Genomic DNA, 22,316 nt, shown 5'->3' on the forward strand with positions numbered 1-22,316 from the left:
TCGTGAGCGAAACCAGAAACAACCACGCACACATGAGGTCAACTTCGACCGACCTCAAACATGCCTGAAAATCCCCTCACCTCCCATGACTATTTTCCCGGCATGAATAGGCATGCGAATACGGGCACACCAGCAGTCCCCTCATGGACGGCGGCAGATGCAGCCCTCCTGGCCGATCTGGAGAGGGACGAGGGGTCCTTGCCGGCAAACGCGCCGCGCGCGCTGCTGTCCGTGCGGCTATCGGTGCTCGCGGAGGGCACCACCTCGCCCATGCGTCAGGAGAAGGACCAAGGTCCGGAAGGTCCGCGCCCTTCAGATCCACACGGAGCTCGTCATGCCGGACGACGTACGCCGACGACTCGTGACGACCAGGGACGAGTTCACGGTCCGCCTATAGAAATGCGCATGTCCCCCCGCCTTCCGGCAGGGGGACATGCGCACAGCGTCACGCCTTCTGGGAGTCGCCGCCCACCACGCTCAGCGGGAGCAGTTTCTTCCCGGTCGGCCCGATCTGGATGTTCGTTCCGAGCTCAGGGCACACGCCGCAGTCGAAGCACGGGGTCCAGCGGCAGTCCTCGACCTCTGTTTCGTCGAGGGCGTCCTGCCAGTCCTCCCAGAGCCAGTCCTTGTCGAGACCGGAGTCCAGGTGGTCCCAGGGCAGGACCTCCTCGTAGGTACGCTCGCGCGTCGTGTACCAGGCCACGTCCACGCCGTAGGCCGGCAGCGTCTTCTCCGCGGCCTCCATCCAGCGGTCGTACGAGAAGTGCTCTCGCCAGCCGTCGAAGCGGCCACCCGACTCGTACACGGCACGGATCACGTCGCCGATGCGGCGGTCGCCGCGCGAGAGGAGGCCCTCGACGATGCCCGGCTTGCCGTCGTGGTAGCGGAAGCCGATCGAGCGGCCGTACTTCTTGTCGGCCCGGATCTTGTCACGGAGCTTGCCCAGGCGGGCGTCCGTCTCCTCGGCCGACAGCTGCGGCGCCCACTGGAACGGGGTGTGCGGCTTCGGCACGAATCCGCCGATCGACACCGTGCAGCGGATGTCGTTCTGGCCGGAGACTTCGCGGCCCTTGGCGATGACGTTGACCGCCATGTCGCCGATCTGGAGCACGTCCTCGTCGGTCTCGGTGGGCAGGCCGCACATGAAGTACAGCTTCACCTGCCGCCAGCCGTTGCCGTACGCGGTGGCCACCGTCCGGATCAGGTCCTCTTCCGAGACCATCTTGTTGATGACCTTGCGCATGCGCTCGGAGCCGCCCTCGGGGGCGAAGGTCAGACCGGAGCGACGCCCGTTGCGGGTCAGCTCGTTCGCCAGGTCCACATTGAACGCGTCCACGCGGGTCGACGGCAGGGACAGGCCCACCTTGTCGTCCGTGTAGCGGTCCGCGAGGCCCTTGGCGATGTCCGCGATCTCGGAGTGGTCCGCCGACGAGAGCGACAGGAGGCCGACCTCCTCGAAGCCGGTCGCCTTCAGACCCTTCTCGACCATCTCGCCGATGCCGGTGATGCTTCGCTCCCGCACGGGGCGCGTGATCATGCCGGCCTGGCAGAAACGGCAGCCGCGGGTGCAGCCGCGGAAGATCTCGACGGACATCCGCTCGTGGACGGTCTCGGCGAGCGGGACCAGCGGCTGCTTGGGGTACGGCCACTCGTCGAGGTCCATGACCGTGTGCTTGGACACGCGGTACGGGACGCCCGACTTGTTCGGGGCGACGCGCGCGATGCGACCGTCGGGCAGGTAGTCGACGTCGTAGAAGCCCGGCACGTAGACCTGGCCGGTCCTGGCCAGGCGGAAGAGGACTTCCTCGCGCCCGCCCGGACGGCCCTCGGCCTTCCACGTGCGGATGATCTCGGTCATGTCGAGGACGGCCTGCTCGCCGTCGCCGATGACCGCGCAGTCGATGAATTCCGCGATCGGCTCGGGGTTGAAGGCCGCGTGGCCGCCCGCGAGGACGATCGGGTGGTCGACCGTACGGTTCCTGGCCTCGAGCGGGATGCCCGCCAGGTCCAGGGCCGTGAGCATGTTCGTGTAGCCCAGCTCCGTGGAGAAGGACAGGCCGAACACGTCGAAGGCACCCACGGGGCGGTGGCTGTCCACGGTGAACTGCGGCACCTTGTGCTCGCGCATCAGCTCTTCGAGGTCGGGCCACACGCTGTACGTGCGCTCCGCCAGCACGCCCTCGCGCTCGTTCAGCACCTCGTACAGGATCATGACGCCCTGGTTGGGCAGCCCGACCTCGTACGCGTCCGGGTACATGAGCGCCCAGCGGACGTCACACGAATCCCACGGCTTGACGGTGGAGTTGAGCTCACCGCCGACGTACTGGATGGGCTTCTGCACATGCGGGAGCAGAGCTTCGAGCTGTGGGAAGACCGACTCGGACATCACGCGACTTTCGTGAAGCGGGCAGGGGGCGACTCTCAAGCGTAACCCGAGGCGCAGCCGCCGCCTGCCGCCAAGATCACCGCCTAGGCGGCGAGGTCCGCCCGGAGCGCGGGATCGGAGGCCTGCGCCCATACGTCCGGAAGTTCCCGTTCGCGCCGCTCGGCCAGAGCTTCCTCGCGGGCGTAGAGCACGCCCCAGGTGAAGGCGGACTCTCCGGCTCCGGCCGCTTGGACGCCGAGGCCGTGCAGGGCTTCGCGGGCGACGACGCTGTCCTGGTGGTCTCCGAGCAGGGTCTGGACCGACTTCATGGCCTTGGCCAGCTGTTTTGCCGGTTTGCCGAGCGCGGGTGCGGCGGCCTCCGCCGCGTAGCGGGCGCGTTTGGCGGCCTTGCGGGCTTCGTGGAGGGCCAGGTCGCGCTCGTGGCCCGGATTCAGGTCTAGGGCGCCCGCGACGCGGGTGGCGAGCCGCCCGTAGTCGCGCAGGGCGGCCTTGGACAGGGCCCGGGCGGCGGGCCTGGCCGCGCCGGGGAGCAGGGGCGGGTCGGCCAGCAGGGCGTCGAGGGCGTCGAGCAGGGCGGCGTACCGCTTGCCGTCGAGGGCGGCGAGGGCGCGGCGCCGGGTTCCCGAGCGGCGGGCGTTGTTCCAGACCCGCAGGCGCCCGCGGACGGGTCCGAGCATGAGGGTGCGGGGGAGCTCGGTGATGCGGGTCTGGATGCGCTCGGACAGGACTTCCTGGTCGCGGTCGAGGCCGAGCTCGGCGGCCAGCCAGCGCAGCTCTTCGCCGAGGGGGTCGGTGACGGTGCGGTCGAGGACCTTGCGGTGGGTCTTGAATGCGCTGCGCATGCGGCGGCAGGCGACCCGCATCTGGTGGACGGAGTCGGGCAGGTTGCGGCGGACGGCGGGGTCCTGGGCGACGAGGGCGTCGCGCTGTTCGCGCAGGTACGCGAGGACGTGCGCGCCCGCGGTGTCCTCGGCGGAGGCGGGTTCGGGCCGGGGGGGCGGCGCGGTGCCGGTCTCGGTGAGGGCGCGGGCGAGTTTGGAGGGGGCGTCGGAGACGTGGAGTCCGGCTTTGCGGAACTTCTTCTCGACGGCGTCGAGGAGGGCGGGGTCGACGCCGTCGGCGAGTTCGACCTCGACCTCGGTCCAGGCTGCGGCGGCCTCGTCGCGCTCTGCGCGGACGTCGTCGGTGGAGAGTTCGGCGAGGAGGGCGCCGTCGGCGTCGAGGAGGTGGGTGACGCGACGGGAGGAGAGCAGCCGGACCTGGGGTTCCAGGGGGGTGTCGCGGACGCGGGAGCGGACGAGGGAGGCGAGAGAGCGGGGGACGGTGTCGCTGAGGGGGGCGGCGATCTCGTCGCGGACGCCCGGGGAGACGGGCAGTTTGAGGTGCCAGCCGGCGTCGGCGCCGCCGGTGCGGCGTCTGAGGGTGAGGCCGTCTGCGGCGAGCCGCTGGTCGGGGGTGTCGTAGTAGACCGCGTCGAGGTCGACGGTGCCCCGGTCGGCGACGGCCGCGATCGCGGCCGTGCCGGTCAGGTCCGGGACTCCGCGGCGCGCGGCCTTGCTCGTCGTGAACTCGAATTTGCGCTCGATCTCGCGTTTCGTGTCCGCCATGGATCGAACTTAGTCCTGAACGGATCACGACGGCAGGGTGAACGGCGAATCGGCTGCGGAATGCGGCCGAAGATCGGCCCCCGCTAGGCCGACATCGGCCGTTGCACCCTGATCGACTGCAGCAGTCCGACCCCCACCCACACCGCGAACATGGACGAGCCCCCGTAGGAGACGAACGGCAGCGGGAGCCCGGCCACCGGCATGATCCCGAGCGTCATCCCGATGTTCTCGAACGCCTGGAAGGAGAACCAGGCGATGATCCCGGCGCACACGATCGTCCCGTACAGCTCGGTGGTCTCGCGGGCGATCATGCAGGCCCGCCAGAGGATGATGCCGAGCAGGACCAGGATCAGCCCGGCACCGAGGAAGCCCAGCTCCTCCCCCGCCACCGTGAAGACGAAGTCGGTCTGCTGCTCGGGCACGAACTGGCCGGTGGTCTGCGAGCCCTTGAAGAGCCCGGAGCCGGTCAGTCCGCCGGAGCCGATCGCGATGCGCGCCTGGTTGGTGTTGTAGCCGACGCCGGCGGGGTCGAGTTCGGGGTTCGCGAAGGCCGCGAAGCGGTTGATCTGGTACTCGTCGAGCACGCCGAGCTGCCAGATCAGGATGGCCCCGGCCGCGCCGGAGCCCATCAGCCCCAGCACCCAGCGGTTGGAGGCGCCGGAGGCGAGCAGGACGCCGAGCACGATGATGACCATGACCATGACGGAGCCGAGGTCGGGCATCAGCATGACGATGCCCATCGGGGCGGCGGCCAGGCACAGCGCCTTGACCACGGTGCGGTGGTCGGGGTGGGCGAGGTCGCCCGCGTCCACCCGGGTGGCCAGCAGCATGGCCATGACCAGGATGATCGTGATCTTCACGAACTCGGAGGGCTGGAGCGAGAAGCCGCCGCCGATCACGATCCACGCGTGGGCGCCGTTGATGGTGGCGCCGAGCGGGGTGAGCACGGCGAGGATGAGCACCAGGGAGAGCCCGTACAGGATCGGCACGGCGCCGCGCAGGGTGCGGTGCCCGAGCCAGATGGTGCCGATCATCAGGACGAGCCCGATGCCGGTGTTCAGGGCGTGCCGGACCAGGAAGTAGTACGGGTCGCCCTGGTTGAGCTGGGTGCGGTTGCGGGTCGCCGACCACACCAGCAGGGCGCCGATGAAGGACAGGGTGAGCGCCGCGAGGAGTATCGGCCAGTCGAGCCGGCGCAGCACCGAGTCGCGCGAGGTCAGCTTGGCCATCGCGCCGCGCTCGGGCGCGTACCGGGATACGGAGAACTTGTTGGCGGTCTGCATGTCGGTTTTCGGTCCTCAGTCTGGCCGTGCGGGGGACGCGGCGGGCGGCCCGGCGAGCGCGGGCGGGTCCGGCTCTTCCGGCGACGGCGGCACGTACGGCCGGATCTCGGGGGATTCGATGGAGCCGTCGGGGTCGATCTTGGGCAGTTTGGTCTCCGGTCCCAGCAGCAGGGCCTTCTTCAGGTCCTGCTTGCCGGCCATGTCGAGACCGTAGATGGCGTTGTAGAGGCTGCGGACGGCGGGGCCGGAGGCTCCGGAGCCGGTGCCGCCCTGGGAGATCGTCATGACGATCGTGAAGTCCTTGGTGTAGGTCGCCAGCCAGGAAGTGGTCTGCTTGCCGTAGACCTGGGCGGTGCCGGTCTTGGCGTGCATCGGGATCTTGTCCTGCGGCCAGCCCATGAACCGCCAGGCGGCGGTGCCGCCGGGCTCGACGACCATGCGCAGACCCCTGTCCAGGTTGCCGATGGTGTGGGCGTCGATCGGCAGCCTGCCGTGCGCCCGCGGCTTGATCATCTCGACGCGCTTGCCGTCGGGACTGATCACGGCCTTGCCGACCGTGGGGTCGTAAAGGGTGCCCCCGTTGCTGATCGCGGAGTAGGCGGTGGCCATCTGGATGGGGGTGACGAGTACGTCGCCCTGCCCGATGGCGAAGTTGATGCTGTCGTAGGCCTTCAGCTGATTGCCTTCGAGGCAGCTCTCGTAGGCGATCTGCTCGACGTAGGTGCCGCCCTTCTTGCCCTGCTTGCACCAGGAGTCCTTGTTGGCCTTCCAGAAGCTCTGCTTCCACCTGCGGTCGGGGATACGGCCGGTGACCTCGTTCGGCAGGTCGACGCCGGTCTCGGCGCCGAGTCCGAACTCCCGGGCGGTCCGGTAGAACCAGTCGTGGGCATCCTTCTTGGGCGTGAGGCCGCCGTCGCGCTGCCACTCCTTGTGCCCGAGGGCGTAGAAGACGGTGTTGCAGGAGAACTTGAGGGCTTCGCCCAGGGTGATGGGGCCGTGCCCCTTGGACTCGAAGTTCGCGAAGCTCCGGCCGCCCATGTTGTAGGAAGCGCTGCAGTTGTACTTGCCGTCGAAGTCGTAGCCGGCCCGCACGGCCGCGCTCGCCGACACCACCTTGAAGATGGAGCCGGCGGGGGCCTGGCCCTGGATGGCCCGGTTCAGCAGCGGGTAGTTGGAGTTCTTGCTGGTGAGCCTGGCGTAGTCCTTGCCGGAAATGCCGCCGACCCAGGCGTTGGGGTCGTAGTCGGGCTGGGAGGCCATCGCGACGACCCGGCCGGTCTTGGCCTCCATGACGACGACGGCGCCCGAGTCGGCCTCGTACTTGCGGCCGGTGATGTTGTCGGTCTCGTTGCGGACGGTCTTCATCGCCTGCTGGAGCTCGTACTCGGCGACGGCCTGGACCCGGGTGTCGATGCTGGTGATGAGGGTGGCCCCGGCCACGCCCGGGTCGGACTTGGTCTGGCCCATGACCCGGCCGAGGTTGTCGACTTCGTACGAGGTGACTTCCGCCTTGCCGCGCAACTGCTTGTCATATGTGCGTTCGATCCCGGAGCGGCCGACCTGATCGGAGCGCAGATGCGGCGAGTCGGTGTCCTTGGCCTTCTGGATCTCGTCGTCGGTGACCGGCGAGAGGTAGCCGAGCACCTGCGCGGTGCGGGCCCCGCCGGGAGCCGGGTAGCGGCGGACGGCGGTGGGCTCCGCGGTGATGCCGGGGAACTCCTCGGGGCGTTCGCGCAGCTGCAGCGCCTGCTGCGTGGTGGCTTCGAGGGTGACCGGAATCGGCTGGTACGGGGAGCCGTTCCAGCAGGGCGCGGGGGTCTGGGAGTCGCAGAGCCGGACCTTTTCCATGACCTCCTTGGGGCTCATGTCCAAGACGTCGGCGAGGCGGGTCATGACGTCCTTGCCCCTGTCCTTCATCTTCATGAGCTTGGTGCGGCTGGCGGAGACGACCAGGCGGGTCTCGTTGTCGGCGAGCGGGACCCCGCGGGCGTCGAGGATCGAGCCGCGCACGGCCGGCTGGACGACCCGCTGGACGTGGTTGCTCTTCGCCTCGTGGTAGTACTCCGCGCCGTCGCGGATCTGGAGGAACCAGAGCCGGCCGCCGAGGGTGAACAGCGTTGAGAAGACGAGGACCTGGATCATGATCAGCCGGATCTGCACCCGGGGGGTGCGGCCGGTCTCCGGAACATTGGTCACGTCTGCTCCTCCCTCACAGCTTCTTGACGCTCTTCACACCCTTGATTCCCTTGACGCCCTTTATCCGGCCGGCCTTGTTGGCTCGGCTGCGGGCCGTCTTCAGCCGCAGGCCGCCGCGCTGGCTGCCGATGCGCAGGCCGGTGCCGCCGGAGAGCCAGCCGGAGGACACGTCGGCGGCCTTGGCCTGTCCGCCGTTCGCCTCGACGGCCATCGGGTCGTTCTCGGCGCGCCGGGCCAGCGCCATGATGAACGGCACGGTGAACGGCGCGAGCAGCAGGTCGTAGAGGGTCGCGGTGAACAGCAGCCCGGTGAGCCCGACGTGGCGGGCGGCGGTGTCGCCGACGAGGGCGCCCACCCCGGCGTAGAGCAGGGTGGAGCCGATCGCGGCGGCGACGACGGTCAGCATCGGGCCCCAGGCGGAGCGGAACCGCCCGGAGTCGGGGCGGACCAGGCCGGCGGCGTACCCGATGACGCAGAGTACGAGCGCGTACCGCCCGGCGGCGTGGTCGGCGGGCGGGGCCAGGTCGGCCAGGAGTCCGGCGGCAAAGCCGATGAGCGCGCCGCTGAGGTGCCCGTACACGAGGGCGAGGGCGACGACGGTGAGCAGGACCAGGTCGGGCACGGCGCCGGGCAGTTGCAGCCGGCCCAGGACGGAGACCTGGACGACGAGGGCGACCACGATGAGCGTGGCCGAGAGCAGGATCCGGTTGAAGCGCATGAGGGTCAGCTCCTACTCGTCGTCCGGCTTGCCGGGCACGCTGGCGGACGGTGACGGGGTGACCGTGACGGTGACCGTCGGGGTCGGCTTCACCTCGGGCTTGGGGGGCAGGACGGCGTCGCGCGGGTCCTCGCGCGGCGGCATGACGACGACGCCGACGATGTCCAGGCGCGAGAAGCCGACGAACGGGCGCACCCAGATGGTGCGGGTCAGGTCGCCGCGCGAGGGGTCGACCTTGACCACCTCGCCGATCGGGACGCCGGGCACGAACGGCTTGTTGCCGCGGGAGCCGAACGTGACGAGCCGGTCGCCGGGGCTGACCTTGGCCTTGCCGTTGAGCATCTGCACGGACAGGGAGCGGTCGCCCTGGCCGGTGGCGAAGCCGAGCTCGCCGGTCTTCTCCAGGCGGGTGCCCACGGTGAAGTCGGGGTCGTTGGCGAGGACGACGGTGGCGGTGTCGGGGCCGACGGTGGCGACCCGGCCGACGAGCCCTTCCCCGTTGAGGACGGTCATGTCGCGTTCGATGCCGTCCTTGCTGCCGGCGTCGATGGTGACGGTCCAGGAGAAACCCTGGGCCGCTCCTATGGCGATGACCTCGGCGCCCTTGATGCCGTACTGTCCGGCGCCGGCCCGCTTGAGCATCTCGTCGAGCTCGTGGATGCGGCTGCGGGTCTGGTCGTCGCTGCCCAGCTTGGCCTTCAGCGCCGCGTTCTCGCGCTCCAGCGTGGCGATGCGGTTGTGACGCTCGCCGGAGTCCCGTACCGCCCCTATGGCGTTGGCGACCGGATCGACCGCGGTCGCCACACCTTCCTCGACCGGGCCGAAGACCGCTGCGGCGGCCTGCCGGGCGCCGTCGACCGGTGACTCCTCGCCTGCCCTGATGTCCACCGTGATCAATGCGAACGCGATGGCGATCAGGAGCACCAGGAGCAGCCGGCTTTCTCGTGTGTCCCTCACGTGCGGCGGCCGTGCCTTCCTCGTCGGATTCTTCTTCGTCTGTATATCAACGATCCGCCGCACGGGCGCGGCAGCACCCGTACGGCGGATCCTTGTGTTCCGCATGGCCCCCGGACGGGGGTCTGTATCAGCGCCGGGGCTGGGCGTCCAGGACCTGCTGGAGCGCCTCGAACTCCTCCACGCACTTGCCGGAGCCGAGCGCCACGGAGTCGAGCGGGTCCTCCGCGATGTGGATCGGCATGCCCGTCTCGCGGCGCAGCCGCTCGTCGAGCCCGCGCAGCAGGGCGCCGCCGCCGGTCAGGACGATGCCGCGGTCCATGATGTCGCCGGAGAGCTCCGGCGGGCACTTGTCGAGGGTCGTCTTGACCGCGTCGACAATGGCGTTGACCGGCTCCTCGATGGCCTTGCGGACCTCGGCTGCGGAGATCACGACCGTCTTGGGGAGGCCGGAGACCAGGTCGCGGCCGCGGATCTCGGTGTGTTCGTCCTTGTCGAGGTCGTAGGCCGACCCAATGGTGATCTTGATCTGCTCGGCGGTGCGCTCACCGAGGAGGAGCGAGTACTCCTTCTTGATGTGCTGGATGATCGCGTTGTCGAGCTCGTCGCCGGCCACCCGGATGGACTGTGCCGTGACGATTCCGCCGAGGGAGATGACGGCGACCTCGGTGGTGCCGCCGCCGATGTCCACGACCATGTTGCCGGTGGCCTCGTGGACGGGCAGGCCCGCGCCGATGGCGGCGGCCATCGGCTCCTCGATGATGTGCACCTGGCGGGCACCGGCCTGCGTGGACGCCTCGATGACGGCGCGCCGCTCCACTCCCGTGATGCCGGAGGGTACGCAGACCACGACGCGCGGGCGGGCCAGGTAGCGGCGCTTGTGGATCTTGAGGATGAAGTACCGGAGCATACGCTCGGTGATCTCGAAGTCGGCGATGACGCCGTCCTTGAGGGGCCTGACGGCGACGATGTTGCCGGGCGTCCGGCCGATCATCTTCTTCGCCTCGGAGCCGACCGCCAGGATGCCGCCGGTGTTCGTGTTGATGGCGACCACGGACGGCTCGTTCAGGACGATCCCCCGGCCCCTCACGTACACCAGCGTGTTGGCGGTCCCGAGGTCGATCGCCATGTCACGGCCGATGAACGACATGTTGTTCCCCTTGTTCCCCATGAGGAGCGTCTGGCCTTCCAGTTGATAGCGGCTGCTGTCAGGTCGGCGAGGTGGGTGTGTGGGTGGAGGCCCCATCGTAGTGCCGCAAGCATGAACACCGCGCGACGGGACTCCGGCAATCCCGCCGGAACGGAGACCCGCCCCCTTAGTGGTGACGACGTGTCCTGCCCATGCGTTCCCGCAAGTGCGCGGCAATACCGAAGGGCGACCGAAATTACTTCGGTCGCCCCAGGTCATGAGCGCTATTCGGCTGATGTTACGTCAGGAAGGACTCATCCCAGGGTGGGGAAGAACAGCTTCAGCTCGCGCTCGGCGGACTCCTCGGAGTCCGAGGCGTGGATGAGGTTCTCCCGGGTGATCGTGCCGAAGTCCCCCCGGATGGAGCCGGGCGCCGCGGCGATCGGGTCGGTCGGTCCGGCCAACTGGCGGACACCCTCGATCACGCGTTCCCCTTCCACCACGAGGGCCACGATCGGGCCGCTCGCCATGAAGCCCATGAGGGGCTCGTAGAACGGGCGGCCCACGTGCTCGGCGTAGTGCTGCTCCAGGATGCTCCGGTCGAGCGTACGCAGCTCCAGCGCCGGGATGCTCCAGCCGGCCTTGCGCTCGATACGGCCGATGATCTCGCCCACCAGGCCACGCCTGACCGCGTCCGGCTTGAGCAGGACGAGCGTGCGCTGGGTCATGTTGTAACTCCTTGCGGCAAACGGGTGCGGTTACCCGAGGCTACAGGGGCTGGACAGGGCCGGAGCACGGGCCCGTCAGGCCTGCGCCTCGCTCTGCGCGGCCCAGCGGGCCTTGATCGCGTCGATCTTGCCGCCGTAGTGCACCGAGCACCACCACAGCCCCGCGAACACCGCACCGAGGAAGAACATCATCGGCACGAAGAACCCGCTCAGGATCAGACCGATCTGCAGGGCCCAGCCGATCTGCACCGCGCCGGGACGCGACAGCATCCCGCACAGCAGCACCGACAGCAGCATGGCGACCCCGCAGACCGTCCAGACCGTGGCCTGGGTCAGATCCGGGTTCTTCATCGCGACCAGCCCCGCGAAACCGATCACGAAGAACTCGCCGATCAGCGTCGAAGCACACAGCGTGCGCATCCCTCAGCCCCTCTTCATCAGCAGGCGGGCCTCGCCCACCGTGATCACGGACCCGGTCACCAGGACCCCGGCCCCTCCGTACTCGGCCTCTTCCTCCGCGAGGGTGATCGCCGCCTCCAGGGCGTCGTCCAGCCGCGGCTCCACCTGCACCCGGTCCGGCCCGAAGACCTCGACCGCCACGGCCGCCAGCTCGTCCGCGGACATCGCCCGGTGGCTGGAGTTCTCCGTGACGACGATCTCCGCGAAGATCGGCTCGAAGGCCTCCAGGACCCCCTTGACGTCCTTGCCCTCGCTCGCGGCCATGACCCCGATCAGCCGGCTGAAGCCGAAGGCCTCGGTCACCGCTTCCGCCGTGACCTGCGCGCCGGCCGGGTTGTGCGCCGCGTCCAGGACCACCGTCGGGCTGCGCCGCACGACCTCCATCCGGCCCGGCGAGGTCACCGAGGCGAAGGCCCTGCGTACGGTCTCCAGGTCCAGCTCCCGCGACTGCTGCGCGCCGACGCCGAAGAAGGCCTCGACCGCCGCCAGCGCCACCGCCGCGTTGTGCGCCATGTGGGCCCCGTACAGCGGCAGGAAGATGCCGTCGTACTCGCCGCCCATGCCGCGCAGCGTCAGCATCTGCCCGCCGACCGCCACCTCGCGCGCTACGACGCCGAACTCCATGCCCTCGCGGGCCACCGTCGCGTCGACCTCGACGGCCTTCTTCAGCAGCACCTGCGCTGCGTCCACCGGCTGCTGCGCCAGGATCACGGTGGCGTCCTGCTTGATGATGCCGCCCTTCTCCTGGGCGATCTCGCCGGGCGTCGCGCCGAGGCGGTCGGTGTGGTCCAGGCTGATCGGGGTGATCACCGCGACCGAGCCGTCGATCACGTTGGTCGCGTCCCAGGTGCCGCCCATGCCGACCTCGACGACGGCCGCGTCGACCGGGGCGTCCGCGAAGGCCGCGTACGCCATGCCGGTGAGCACCTCGAAGAAGGACAGCCGGAACTCCTCGGCGGCGTCGACCATCTCCACGTACGGCTTGATGTCGTAGTACGTCTCGATGAAGCGCTCGGCGCTGATCGGCGCCCCGTCCAGGCTGATCCGCTCGGTGACCGACTGCACGTGCGGGCTGGTGTAGCGGCCGGTGCGCAGCTCGAAGGCGTTCAGCAGGGCCTCGATCATGCGGGCGGTGCTGGTCTTGCCGTTGGTGCCGGTGACGTGGATGGACGGGTACGCGCGCTGCGGTTCGCCGAGGACGTCCATCAGTGCGGCGATCCGGGTGACGGACGGCTCCAGCTTGGTCTCGCCCCAGCGGGTGGCGAGCTCCTGCTCCACCTCCTGCAGCGCCGCCGTCACCTCCGGGTTGAGGGGGTGCGCGGGCACCGGGTCGCCCTGGGGCGGTCCGGCCTGGGCACGCAGGGTACGGCTGCCGGCCTCGATCACCGCCAGGTCGGGGTCGCGGTCGGACTCTTCGGCCACGATCCGGTCGAAGACCTCCGTGGTCTCGTCGCGGTCGTCGGGTCCGTTGCTCTCGGGCTGCTGCTCACTCACGGGGCCAGTCTACGGACGGGGGGCCCGGGGACTTTCGACCCGGCCGTTTCAGGACGTTCGGCGCCCGTTGCGACCGGATCGTTATGCAAACCTTGCGGACAAATGCCCGCCCGAGCTGTCCGGCGACGTGATGGAGCACGGCATCGTCCTGACCGGCGGCGGCGCACTCCTGCCCGGCCTGGACCTGCGGATGGCCTCCGCGACCGGGATCCCGGTGTTCGTCGCCGACGCCCCGCTGGACTGCGTGGCCCTGGGCTCCGGCAGGTGCGTGGAGGACCTGGACACCCTGAACAGCCTGCTGGTCCCGGCGAAGGCCTGACCGCGGCTACCCCCTGGGGAGGGTGGCCACCACCGTGTACGAGTCCTCCGTGCGCGTCGCCGTCAGGGTTCCGCCCAGGCTGCGCACGCGCTCGGACATGCTCGCCGTGCCCGAGCCGGCCGAGACGGGGGCGTGCGTGGGCGTACGGACGGGCAGGCCGTTGCTGACCGCGATCCGCAGCTGCGGGCCGTCCGCCGCGATCGACACGTCGACGATCTCCCCGCAGGCGTGCTTGGCCGCGTTGGTCAGGCATTCCTGCACCACCCGGTAGACCGCGGCCTGCCGCAGCGGCGACAGCCCGTGCACCTGCGGATCCAGGGCCAGCCGTACGGGCGAACCGGCCCGCCCGCTCTCCTGCGCGAGGGCCGGCAGCCCGTCCACCCCCGGGGTCGCGGCCCGCTCCCCGCGCTGCACGATGATCTCGTTGAGCACCAGATGGGCCCGGCGCGCGGTGTCGGCCAGCTCCTCGAAGTCCTTGGCGTGCGCCGACGCTCGCGACCGCACCGACAGCACCTCGGAGCGCACCGTCAGCAGCGTCAGCTCCCGGCCGACGAAGTCGTGGACGTCGCGGGCGACCGAGGTGCGCTCCTGCTGGACTGCCTGAAGCACCGCTGATTCGGCCCGCCGGACGGCCAGCTCGCGCACCAGGTCGTGCCGGTAGGCGGCGATGCCGACGGCCGAGGCGAGGACCCCGATGGGCACGACCAGGCTCAGGAACGAGCTGAGGGTCTGGGCATGCGGTTCGGGCCAGCCCGGGACGCTGAAGACGATCAGCGCGAAGGCGATGTATCCGAGGGTGGCGAGGACCGCGGGCCGGCGCCCCCGGAAGCGGCCGACCGAGTAGAGCGCGAACTGGATCAGCGTCAGCTCGTGCAGCCAGCCGATGAAGAGCAGCGCGATGAGGTACGAGATCCAGGGCGCCCGGCGGCGCACCACCAGGCTCGAGCACCCGGCGGCGAGCACGACGGCCGCCATCGGGCCACTGAGCGAGTTGTCCGCGGCGGCCAGGCCGGGCAGGTCCAGCGCCATCAGGGCGAGGCAGCTGACTGCGGTGAGCACGTCAAGCGCCCGGGGAGACCCGGTCCAGCTCTCGGCGAGCCGGCGGCCGGTGGCCGCGGCCCGGCGGAGCACCGGGGCGACGGGCGGGACGTGCATGCCCTCCATCATCCGTGCTCGCCGAGGGGGATCGGATCAGCCGACCGGGCCGAATACGTGATGTCCGACACTCCGGACAACTCGGGACACAACTCGTCAGGGCGCAGGATCGGTGCCCGGGCCCGCGTAGTCGGAACCGAAGCAGGACCGGATCTCCCTCTCGGAGTCCGGGCGCCCCGCGAAGTTGAGCCGGGAGTCCTCCTCCTTGGGGGCGGCCTTGGGGTCGGCATCGAAGGAGACCGACCACCAGTAGAGGCCCGTCATCTTCCGCTCGCGGACGACCTGGCAGACCGCCTTGTACCAGTTGGCCTGCACCGCGGGGTTCAGCTTGCGCCGCGCATAGAAGTCGCCGGGTGCGTGGTACGCCCCGTCCATGGCGCTGATGCCCGCCTCGGCGAGCACGATCCGCGGCAGCGAGCCCTTGGTCTTCTTGTCGAGCCAGGTGTTCCAGCCGTCGACGAGCTGGTCGACGGGGGCGTCGTCGGCGACCTTGACGGGGAAGTACGCGTCGACGCCGAGCCGTTTGACGGGCACGTCGATGTGGCCGCCCACGTAGTTGTCCCAGTTGGCGTCGTACGACACCTCGCCCTTGAACCGCTTCTCGGCCGCCGCGATCAGGCCCTTCCAGCCCGGGTGGCCCTCCATCGAGTTCAGCTCGGTGCCGATCACGAACGTCGCCGCCTGCCGGCGCTGGGCCGCGTCGAGGTACGGGCCGAGCAGGGCCTCGTACGAATCGAACCAGGCCTCCTTGTCGGTCGGCTTGATGTTGCCGCGCCAGCCCGCCGGAGGAACGAGCACCGTCTCGTCCAGCGTCGGGCGGACGGTGGTGCGCAGTCCGGCCTCGTGGAAAACGCGCAGCACCGTCTCGAGGTGCTCGGGCGTCGGGGTGCTCTTGCCGGCCGTGAGCTTCGTCGAGGTGCGGCCCTCCGTGTAGAAGGGGAAGGAGACGGATACGGCGTTGGCCTTCAGCCCGACGAGGTAGTCGGCCTGCCTGCGCGCCTGCTTCTCGACGTAGGCATCGCTGTGTTCCTTCTCGTCCTCCCAGAAGATCTGGACGCCCCACTCGGGCATGCCTGCCTTCCAGGGCTTGTCCACCTTCAGCGCGGGCCCGGCGGGCTGGGCCGCCTTGGTCTCCTCAGCCGCGCCGCCTCCGCCGTCGGCGGGGGCGGGGGCGGCGCCGCCCTTGGCGGGGGTGGAGTCGTGCAGGACCAGGACCGGCTTGAGGGAGCCCGACCGCCAGCGCAGCGGGTGGTCCCCGATCACGAACGGGAGGCCGATGACCAGGGACGTCACGGTCACCGGGAGGATCGCGAGCAGGGGGACCTTGGAGCGCTTCTTCTTCTCGTCCTGGTCCTTCTGGTTCTTCCGGTTCTTCTCGTTGTTCACGAGGGACTCTCGTTTTCTCACGCGGGCTTGGCTATGACGACGAACTTGTTCTCTTCGCGCTTGATGAACTTGATCAGCCCGCGCAGGCCGCCGAGCCCTTCCATCACGGAGAACACCGGGATGAGGGCCAGTACGACGATCGGCTCCCACCAGAGCCGCCTGCCGTTCGCCGAGACCAGGGCATTGAGCCGCAGCCCCTCCCAGTACGTCCAGATGACGTACGCGAAGTTGAGCGCCCACATGATCACGACGGACTGGGCCACGGGCGAGGTGTTGAAGTCGCCGATGAGCCAGGCCACGAAGATCACGGTCGCGATGTGCTGGAGCGGGCCGAAGACCCAGGTGGCCACGCAGAGCAGCAGGAACCAGCGGTACCGGAACGGCACCGTGCGGTTGAAGCACAGCGCGACCAGACCCCAGGACCAGCGCTCGCGCTGCTTGATGAAGTCCCTGGTGGTGGCCGGGGAGGCGCCGTAGCAGCGGCCGTTGAACCAGTCGCTGCGGCCCGGGTACTTGCGGCAGAAAGACAGCGCCAGCTGGGCGTCCTCGACGATGGCCTTCGGGCCGAAGTCCCAGCCGATGGTCGCCTCGATGGAGGCACGGAGCAGCAGCAGCTCCCCGTGCACGCCGGCGACCGGGGTGCCGAGACCGGTGAGGGCACGGAACCGGGCTATGTCGTCGGCGGGGCGGACCGCGTCGGCCAGCCAGGTGAAGCGGTTCACGGCGTTCTCGCGCGGGTAGGCGAGGATGCCCTGCGCCATGTGCTTGCCCTCGTCGCCGTCCCGCCGCTGGCGGTTGACGAACTGGGCCATGGACGCGGCGGTGTCGGGGCCGACCCCGGTGTCGTCGTCCATGTGCAGCACCCAGATGTCGTCGAGGGCCTCGCCCTCGTCGATCCGCAGCTCGTGCGCGTAGTGGTTGGCGCGGGCCTTGAACCGGGTCCCGTTCGCCGTCTCGTACGCCTTGGGCACGGTGACCACCCGGATCAGGGGGTTCATGGCGGCCAGACCGTCGATCTGCTCGGTCGCCTCGCAGCCCTCCTCCGTGAGGACGTCGACCCGCATCCGGGGGAAGTACGGGGGCAGGTGCTCCACGTAGCTGAGCACCGAGCGCTCCAGCGCCGGGTACGTGTCGTGGCGGCCGATGGTCGGCACGAGCACGATGAGGAAGTCCTCCTCCACCGGCGTCGGCGGGACCATCTCGTGCGACTTGCGCAGCCGGCGGCGGATCAGCAGGGCGCCCTGGAGGCCGACCATGACGCCTATCCCGGGCAGCGACCAGACGACCGACAGCGTCCAGCCCAGCGGGGTCGGATTCGGCTTGAACGACCACAGACCGAAGCCGGCGAGGAGCAGGAAGGGCAGCAGGAAGGCCGCCACGCCTGGCTTCCAGTCGGCAAGGCGCTGCACCAGCTTCGCATCGCGCCGTGACGTGGGCGCGACCTCTTGTACGGGGGCGAGGGTCATGGAAGAGGTCCTTCGGTGTTCCTACTGCTGCTGTTGCTGCGGCGGCGACTGCCGGGGCTGCTGGGGCTGCTGGGGCTGCTGGGGCCAGGCGGGCTGACTGCCGTACGGGCCGGGCCCGTAACCGGGCTGCGGCTGCTGGGGCGGGTAAGGCTGGGGCTGTTGGGGTTGCGGCTGGTGGGGTTGCGGCTGCCCGTAGCCCGTCTGCGGCAGCTGCGGCCCGGGCTGGGCCGGGTAGGCCGGCGGAGCCCCGAACCCGTGGGACGGCTGCGGCGATTGCTGCTGCGGCACCTGCTGCGCCTGCCGGGCCTCGTTGGCCTGCTGGGTCCACGGGTTCACCGGCGGCTGCCACGCTTCGTACACCGCGAAGTCCCGCAGCAGCAGCACGATGAGCGTGCAGGTCACCAGGACACCGGCGGCGAAGGTCGCCAGCTTCAGCCCGCCCTGGACGGTCGTGGTGAAGTACTCGGCCTGCTTATCGTCGAAGAGCGCACCCGACAGGCTGCGCACCCGGTTGTAGCCCTCGATGGCGGCGCCGCCGATGATGATGCCCCGCCCGAGGGTGTTCCCCCGCAGGACCAGCAGCCCGCCCGCCACATAGACGACACCCCAGTTGAGGTTGAACGTCTCTGCGGTTCCGGAGCCGTCGCCCGTGCCGTAGTACACGATCCCCTGCAGGAAGTCGGCGACGCCGACCTGCCAGAAGCAGTTGTACAGGGCCCAGAGGAGCAGGATGCCTGCCCAGCCCATGGCCACGAAGGCGGCCACACGGTGGGCGCGTGGCGTTGACGCGCTCAACTTCACTCCTATTCGAATGTTCCGTCGTGCAAGGCGAGCCATTGCACGCCCGCGGGGCCGGATTCCCGGCCGCCGGTGATCGTTTTGGGGTCGTCGTACGTCTGCTGCACATCGGCGTCCGGGTTCTTCGCCGTGAGTCCGTCCCCCCACACGGTCCACAGCACCCAGGGAGCCTTGTCGAGCGTCGAGCGCTGCGCCGCGCCCAGCGGCACGTGGAAGGACTCCGCGAGGATCCGCGGCTTGCCGTAGTCCTCGAGGCCGCGGTGCCACGTCGATGTCCAGGCGGCCGGGTCGAAGGGGTTGCCCGGGGTTCCGCTGTAGTCGTCGACCCCGACCACGTCCACGTACTCGCCGCCCGGGTAGAAGTCCCAGGGTTCGCTGCCGTGGATGCCGTCCCAGGCCGTGGGAGCCCACACGAAGATCAGGTTGTGCAGCCCGCGGGATCCCACCAGGTAGTGGTAGAGCAACTCCCAGAGAGCCGTGTACTGCTGGGGCTTCAGCCCCGCCCACCAGAAGCTCTGCCCCCCGCCGAGCGAGTTCATCTCGTGGTACGGGCGCAGCAGTACGGGTACGTCGTACGCGGCCAGGTAGCCGAGGTGGTCCGCGAGGAACGACAGGTCGAGCAGGAGCGCCGCGTGCTCGACGGAGCCGGGGGTGAGCACCCGGTCGATCCAGCCCGGGTCCTTCGCCGAGGGCGCGCTGCGGCGCAGTGTCTGCTCGTAGCTCTTGACCGGGCTGCCCGGCCACGGCTGGTGGAACGACATCCCGACCAGGCCCGCGGGCGCTCCCCCGTTGGCCGGCAGCACGGTCTTGGTGCCGTTCCAGAGGGGTTCGGTGCCGGTCGGGTTGTACGAGCCGTCGTCCTTGCGCGGCAGTCCGTGCCAGACGCCCATGGCGAGGTCGACGACGTCGTTGGTGTAGGTCCAGAACTCGCGGCGGGCGGGCCAGGCGGCGCGCGAGTAGTCCCGGGCCTCGCCCACGCCCCAGCTCTCCTGCTGGTAGCCGGGGCCCAGGTCCAGTTCGAGGAAGGCCGGCAGCTTCCCGGTGATGTCCTGGGGCTTGCGGTAGTAGTAGCCGGGCGGTTTGGGACCGGTGTGGTCGCCGTACTCCGGGTTGTACCGCTCGTTGTGCACTTCGGCGTGCTGGCCGATCAGGGTGCCGCGGCGCCGGCCGGCCCGGGCGTCCGCCTCCAGCCCGGCCAGTAACCGGTACACGGACCGGGCCGCCTTGGAGGCCTTGGGGTCCCGCGACAGCAGGTCCTTCTGGAGTGCGGTGGCGGGCGCGCGCGAGGTGCTGAAGGCCGCCACTCCGGCGAGGGCGCCGCCGGTGGCCGCGGTGGCCGCCGCGCCCAGGAGGAGATTGCGGCGTTTGAGCTCGCGGCCTAAGACCGGGCGGCCCGGCACGTCACGACCCAACACTCCGAGACCCCCCTCGGTCGACACCGGCCGACGACGGCCCCGGCTGGTTGCACGGAACCCCTGGGGCCGCTGTCACCCTACGCGTCGGCCCCCGAGCGATGCACTCGGGGGCCGAAGGTTCACCGTATGTACGTGTGGTTCACCGTTTGTACGTGTTACGCCGCGGGCAGCGTCTCCAGCTGGGCCTGGATCCGGGCGATGTCCGCCACGGCCTTGGCCAGCCGTCCCTTGATCTTGTCCACGACGTTGTCGGGGGCCTTGGCCAGGAAAGCCTCGTTCCCGAGCTTCGCCTCGGCCTGCTGCTTCTCCTTCTCCGCGGCCGCGAGGTCCTTGGAGAGGCGCTTGCGCTCGGCGGCCACGTCGATCGTGCCCGACAGGTCGAGCGCGACGCTGGCGCCGACGACCGGGAGCGTCGCGGTGGCGCTGAAGGCGTCGCCCTCCGGCTGGAGGCGCAGCACCTGGCGGATGGCGGCCTCGTGGGCGGCCAGCGCGGTGCCCGACAGGTCCAGGCGGGCCGGGACCTTCTGCTTGTCGTCGAGACCCTGCTCCTTGCGGAACCGGCGGACCTCCCGGACGAGGTTCTGGACGCTCTCGATCTCCGCCTCGGCGGCCTCGTCGCGGAAGCCGCTGTCCTTGGGCCACTCGGCGATGACGAGGGACTCGCGGCCGGTCAGCGTGGTCCACAGCGTCTCGGTGACGAAGGGGACCACCGGGTGCAGCAGCCGCAGCATGACGTCGATGACCTCGCCGAGCACGCGGCCGGAGACCTTGGCCTGCTCGCCGCCCGCGAAGAACGTCGTCTTCGACAGCTCCACGTACCAGTCGAAGACCTCGTCCCACGCGAAGTGGTACAGCGCCTCGCTGAGTTTCGAGAACTGGAAGTCCTCGTAGTACGCGTCGACCTGCGCGACCGTCTTGTTCAGGCGGGACAGGATCCAGCGGTCGGTGGCCGACAGCTGCCCGGCCGGCGGCAGCTCGCCCTCGATGGTGGCGCCGTTCATCAGCGCGAAGCGCGTGGCGTTCCAGATCTTGTTGGCGAACTTGCTGGACGCCTGGACCCAGTCCTCGCCGATCGGCACGTCGGTGCCCGGGTTGGCGCCCTTGGCCAGGGTGAAGCGGACGGCGTCGGAGCCGTACTTGTCCATCCAGTCCAGCGGGTCGACGACGTTGCCGAAGGACTTCGACATCTTCTTGCCGCGCTCGTCGCGGACCAGGCCGGTCAGCGCGATGGTCTTGAACGGCGCTTCGCCGTCCATGGCGTACAGGCCGAACATCATCATCCGGGCGACCCAGAAGAAGATGATGTCGTGGCCGGTGACCAGGACGTCGGTGGAGTAGAACTTCGCCAGGTCCGGGGTCTTCTCCGGCCAGCCGAGCGTGGAGAACGGCCACAGGCCGGAGGAGAACCAGGTGTCGAGGACGTCGGTGTCCTGGTGCCAGCCCTCGCCGGTGGGCGCCTCGTCGTCCGGGCCGACGCAGACGATCTCGCCGTCCGGGCCGTACCAGACCGGGATCCGGTGGCCCCACCACAGCTGGCGCGAGATGCACCAGTCGTTGAGGTTGTCGACCCAGTCGAAGTAGCGCTTCGACATCTCCTCGGGGTGGATCGAGACGCGGCCGTCGCGGACGGCGTCGCCGGCGGCCTTGGCCAGCGTCTCGACCTTGACCCACCACTGGAGGGACAGGCGCGGCTCGACGGTGGTGCGGCAGCGGGAGCAGTGCCCGACGGAGTGCAGGTACGGGCGCTTCTCGGCGACGATCCGGCCCTGCTCGCGCAGCGCCCCGACGACCGCGGAGCGGGCCTCGAAGCGGTCCAGGCCGATGAAGGGGCCGTGGACGGTGATGATGCCGTGCTCGTCCATGATCGTCATGGAGGGCAGGTTGTGGCGCTGGCCGATCGCGAAGTCGTTCGGGTCGTGCGCCGGGGTCACCTTGACGGCGCCGGTTCCGAACTCCGGATCGACGTGCGTGTCGGCGACGACCGGGATGGTCCGGTCGGTCAGCGGCAGCTTGATCTGCTTGCCGATGAGGTGCGCGTACCGCTCGTCGTCCGGGTGGACGGCCACGGCGGTGTCGCCGAGCATCGTCTCGGCGCGCGTGGTGGCGACGACGAGGGAGTCCTCACCCTCGCCGTACTTGATCGAGACGAGCTCGCCCGCGTCCTCCTGGTACTCCACCTCGATGTCGGAGATGGCCGTGAGACAGCGGGGGCACCAGTTGATGATGCGCTCGGCGCGGTAGATCAGCTCGTCGTCGTAGAGCTTCTTGAAGATCGTCTGGACGGCCTTGGAGAGGCCCTCGTCCATGGTGAACCGCTCGCGCGACCAGTCGACGCCGTCGCCGAGGCGGCGCATCTGGCCGAGGATCTTGCCGCCGTACTCTTCCTTCCACTGCCAGACGCGCTCGACGAACTCCTCGCGGCCCAGGTCGTGGCGGGACTTGCCCTCCTCGGCGAGCTGCTGCTCGACCTTGTTCTGGGTGGCGATACCGGCGTGGTCCATGCCGGGCAGCCACAGGGACTCGTAGCCCTGCATGCGCTTGCGGCGGGTCAGGGCGTCCATGAGCGTGTGCTGGAAGGCGTGCCCCAGGTGCAGGGAGCCGGTGACGTTCGGCGGCGGGATGACGATGGTGTACGCGGGCTTCTCGCTCGCGGGATCGGCCGTGAAGTACCCACGCTCCACCCAGCGCTCGTAGAGCTTCCCCTCTACCTCGGCCGGAGCGTACGCGGTCGGCAGTTCGGAGTTGGGGCTGCTGGGTGTCTGCGTGTTCTCGGTCACGAGGCACAGTTTAGAGCCGTAACAGTCCAGTCATGAAACCGGTAAT

The 22,316-nt window shown here is 69.7% G+C and carries 16 protein-coding genes and 1 pseudogene; 1 reads left to right on the top strand and 16 read right to left on the bottom strand.

The genetic code is table 11. From position 1 onward, the window contains the following. Positions 1-445 precede the first annotated feature (445 nt). The 10 genes from AB0M76_RS08150 to AB0M76_RS08195 all read right to left on the bottom strand — a co-directional run bounded on the left by AB0M76_RS08150 (position 446) and on the right by AB0M76_RS08195 (position 12,954). On the bottom strand, positions 446-2,389 hold the full coding sequence (locus tag AB0M76_RS08150) for a TIGR03960 family B12-binding radical SAM protein (RefSeq protein ID WP_365952113.1): 1,944 nt from the start codon (positions 2,387-2,389) through the stop codon (positions 446-448). Between the two features lie 80 nt (positions 2,390-2,469). Continuing rightward, positions 2,470-3,993 (bottom strand): CYTH and CHAD domain-containing protein, encoded by a 1,524-nt coding sequence (locus AB0M76_RS08155; protein WP_365952114.1) that lies wholly within the window; start codon positions 3,991-3,993, stop codon positions 2,470-2,472. A gap of 83 nt (positions 3,994-4,076) precedes the next feature. Next, positions 4,077-5,276: a rod shape-determining protein RodA gene (gene rodA / locus AB0M76_RS08160; protein WP_365952115.1), complete on the bottom strand. Its 1,200-nt coding sequence runs from the start codon at positions 5,274-5,276 to the stop codon at positions 4,077-4,079. A 15-nt stretch (positions 5,277-5,291) separates the two neighbouring features. Beyond that, positions 5,292-7,472, bottom strand: a complete 2,181-nt coding sequence (mrdA, locus tag AB0M76_RS08165; protein WP_365952116.1) for a penicillin-binding protein 2 — start codon at positions 7,470-7,472, stop codon at positions 5,292-5,294. 13 nt (positions 7,473-7,485) lie between these two features. Beyond that, entirely contained in the window at positions 7,486-8,190 is a 705-nt protein-coding gene (gene mreD / locus AB0M76_RS08170) for a rod shape-determining protein MreD (protein WP_266667077.1), read from the bottom strand. A 12-nt stretch (positions 8,191-8,202) separates the two neighbouring features. Next, positions 8,203-9,147 carry a rod shape-determining protein MreC gene (mreC, locus tag AB0M76_RS08175; RefSeq protein ID WP_365952117.1) on the bottom strand — a complete coding sequence of 315 codons (945 nt, stop codon included), beginning with the start codon at positions 9,145-9,147 and terminating at the stop codon, positions 8,203-8,205. A gap of 127 nt (positions 9,148-9,274) precedes the next feature. Continuing rightward, positions 9,275-10,294, bottom strand: a complete 1,020-nt coding sequence (locus AB0M76_RS08180; RefSeq protein WP_069923827.1) for a rod shape-determining protein — start codon at positions 10,292-10,294, stop codon at positions 9,275-9,277. Positions 10,295-10,587: 293 nt separating this feature from the next. After that, on the bottom strand, positions 10,588-11,001 hold the full coding sequence (gene ndk / locus AB0M76_RS08185; RefSeq protein ID WP_266629291.1) for a nucleoside-diphosphate kinase: 414 nt from the start codon (positions 10,999-11,001) through the stop codon (positions 10,588-10,590). A 75-nt stretch (positions 11,002-11,076) separates the two neighbouring features. After that, positions 11,077-11,421 carry a DUF4233 domain-containing protein gene (locus AB0M76_RS08190; RefSeq protein WP_266994449.1) on the bottom strand — a complete coding sequence of 115 codons (345 nt, stop codon included), beginning with the start codon at positions 11,419-11,421 and terminating at the stop codon, positions 11,077-11,079. A gap of 3 nt (positions 11,422-11,424) precedes the next feature. Further along, a complete protein-coding gene (locus tag AB0M76_RS08195) occupies positions 11,425-12,954 on the bottom strand; it encodes a folylpolyglutamate synthase/dihydrofolate synthase family protein (RefSeq protein WP_365952118.1) in 1,530 nt (509 codons plus the stop codon). 97 nt (positions 12,955-13,051) lie between these two features. On the opposite strand from AB0M76_RS08195, the pseudogene AB0M76_RS08200 reads away from it, so the two are divergent. Next, positions 13,052-13,273 (top strand): annotated as a pseudogene (locus AB0M76_RS08200) (rod shape-determining protein); the annotation flags it as partial. Positions 13,274-13,279: 6 nt separating this feature from the next. On the opposite strand, the gene AB0M76_RS08205 reads toward AB0M76_RS08200, so the two are convergent. The 6 genes from AB0M76_RS08205 to AB0M76_RS08230 form a co-directional block, all read right to left on the bottom strand. Then, positions 13,280-14,428 carry a histidine kinase gene (locus AB0M76_RS08205; RefSeq protein ID WP_365952119.1) on the bottom strand — a complete coding sequence of 383 codons (1,149 nt, stop codon included), beginning with the start codon at positions 14,426-14,428 and terminating at the stop codon, positions 13,280-13,282. Positions 14,429-14,524: 96 nt separating this feature from the next. Beyond that, complete coding sequence (locus tag AB0M76_RS08210) at positions 14,525-15,835, bottom strand: hypothetical protein (RefSeq protein ID WP_365952120.1); 1,311 nt, start codon at positions 15,833-15,835, stop codon at positions 14,525-14,527. Then, positions 15,832-17,280, bottom strand: coding sequence for a glycosyltransferase family 2 protein (locus AB0M76_RS08215; protein WP_365952121.1), 1,449 nt, complete (start codon positions 17,278-17,280; stop codon positions 15,832-15,834). Before AB0M76_RS08215 ends, AB0M76_RS08210 begins: the two co-directional genes overlap by 4 nt. Before the next feature lie 21 nt (positions 17,281-17,301). Then, positions 17,302-18,075 carry a hypothetical protein gene (locus AB0M76_RS08220; RefSeq protein ID WP_365952122.1) on the bottom strand — a complete coding sequence of 258 codons (774 nt, stop codon included), beginning with the start codon at positions 18,073-18,075 and terminating at the stop codon, positions 17,302-17,304. 8 nt (positions 18,076-18,083) lie between these two features. Beyond that, positions 18,084-19,478: a glycosyl hydrolase gene (locus tag AB0M76_RS08225; protein ID WP_365952123.1), complete on the bottom strand. Its 1,395-nt coding sequence runs from the start codon at positions 19,476-19,478 to the stop codon at positions 18,084-18,086. A gap of 170 nt (positions 19,479-19,648) precedes the next feature. Then, positions 19,649-22,270: a valine--tRNA ligase gene (locus tag AB0M76_RS08230; RefSeq protein WP_365952124.1), complete on the bottom strand. Its 2,622-nt coding sequence runs from the start codon at positions 22,268-22,270 to the stop codon at positions 19,649-19,651. Positions 22,271-22,316 lie beyond the last annotated feature (46 nt).

The sequence above is a fragment of the Streptomyces sp. NPDC051364 genome (assembly GCF_040682115.1).
Classification (GTDB): Bacteria; Actinomycetota; Actinomycetes; order Streptomycetales; family Streptomycetaceae; genus Streptomyces.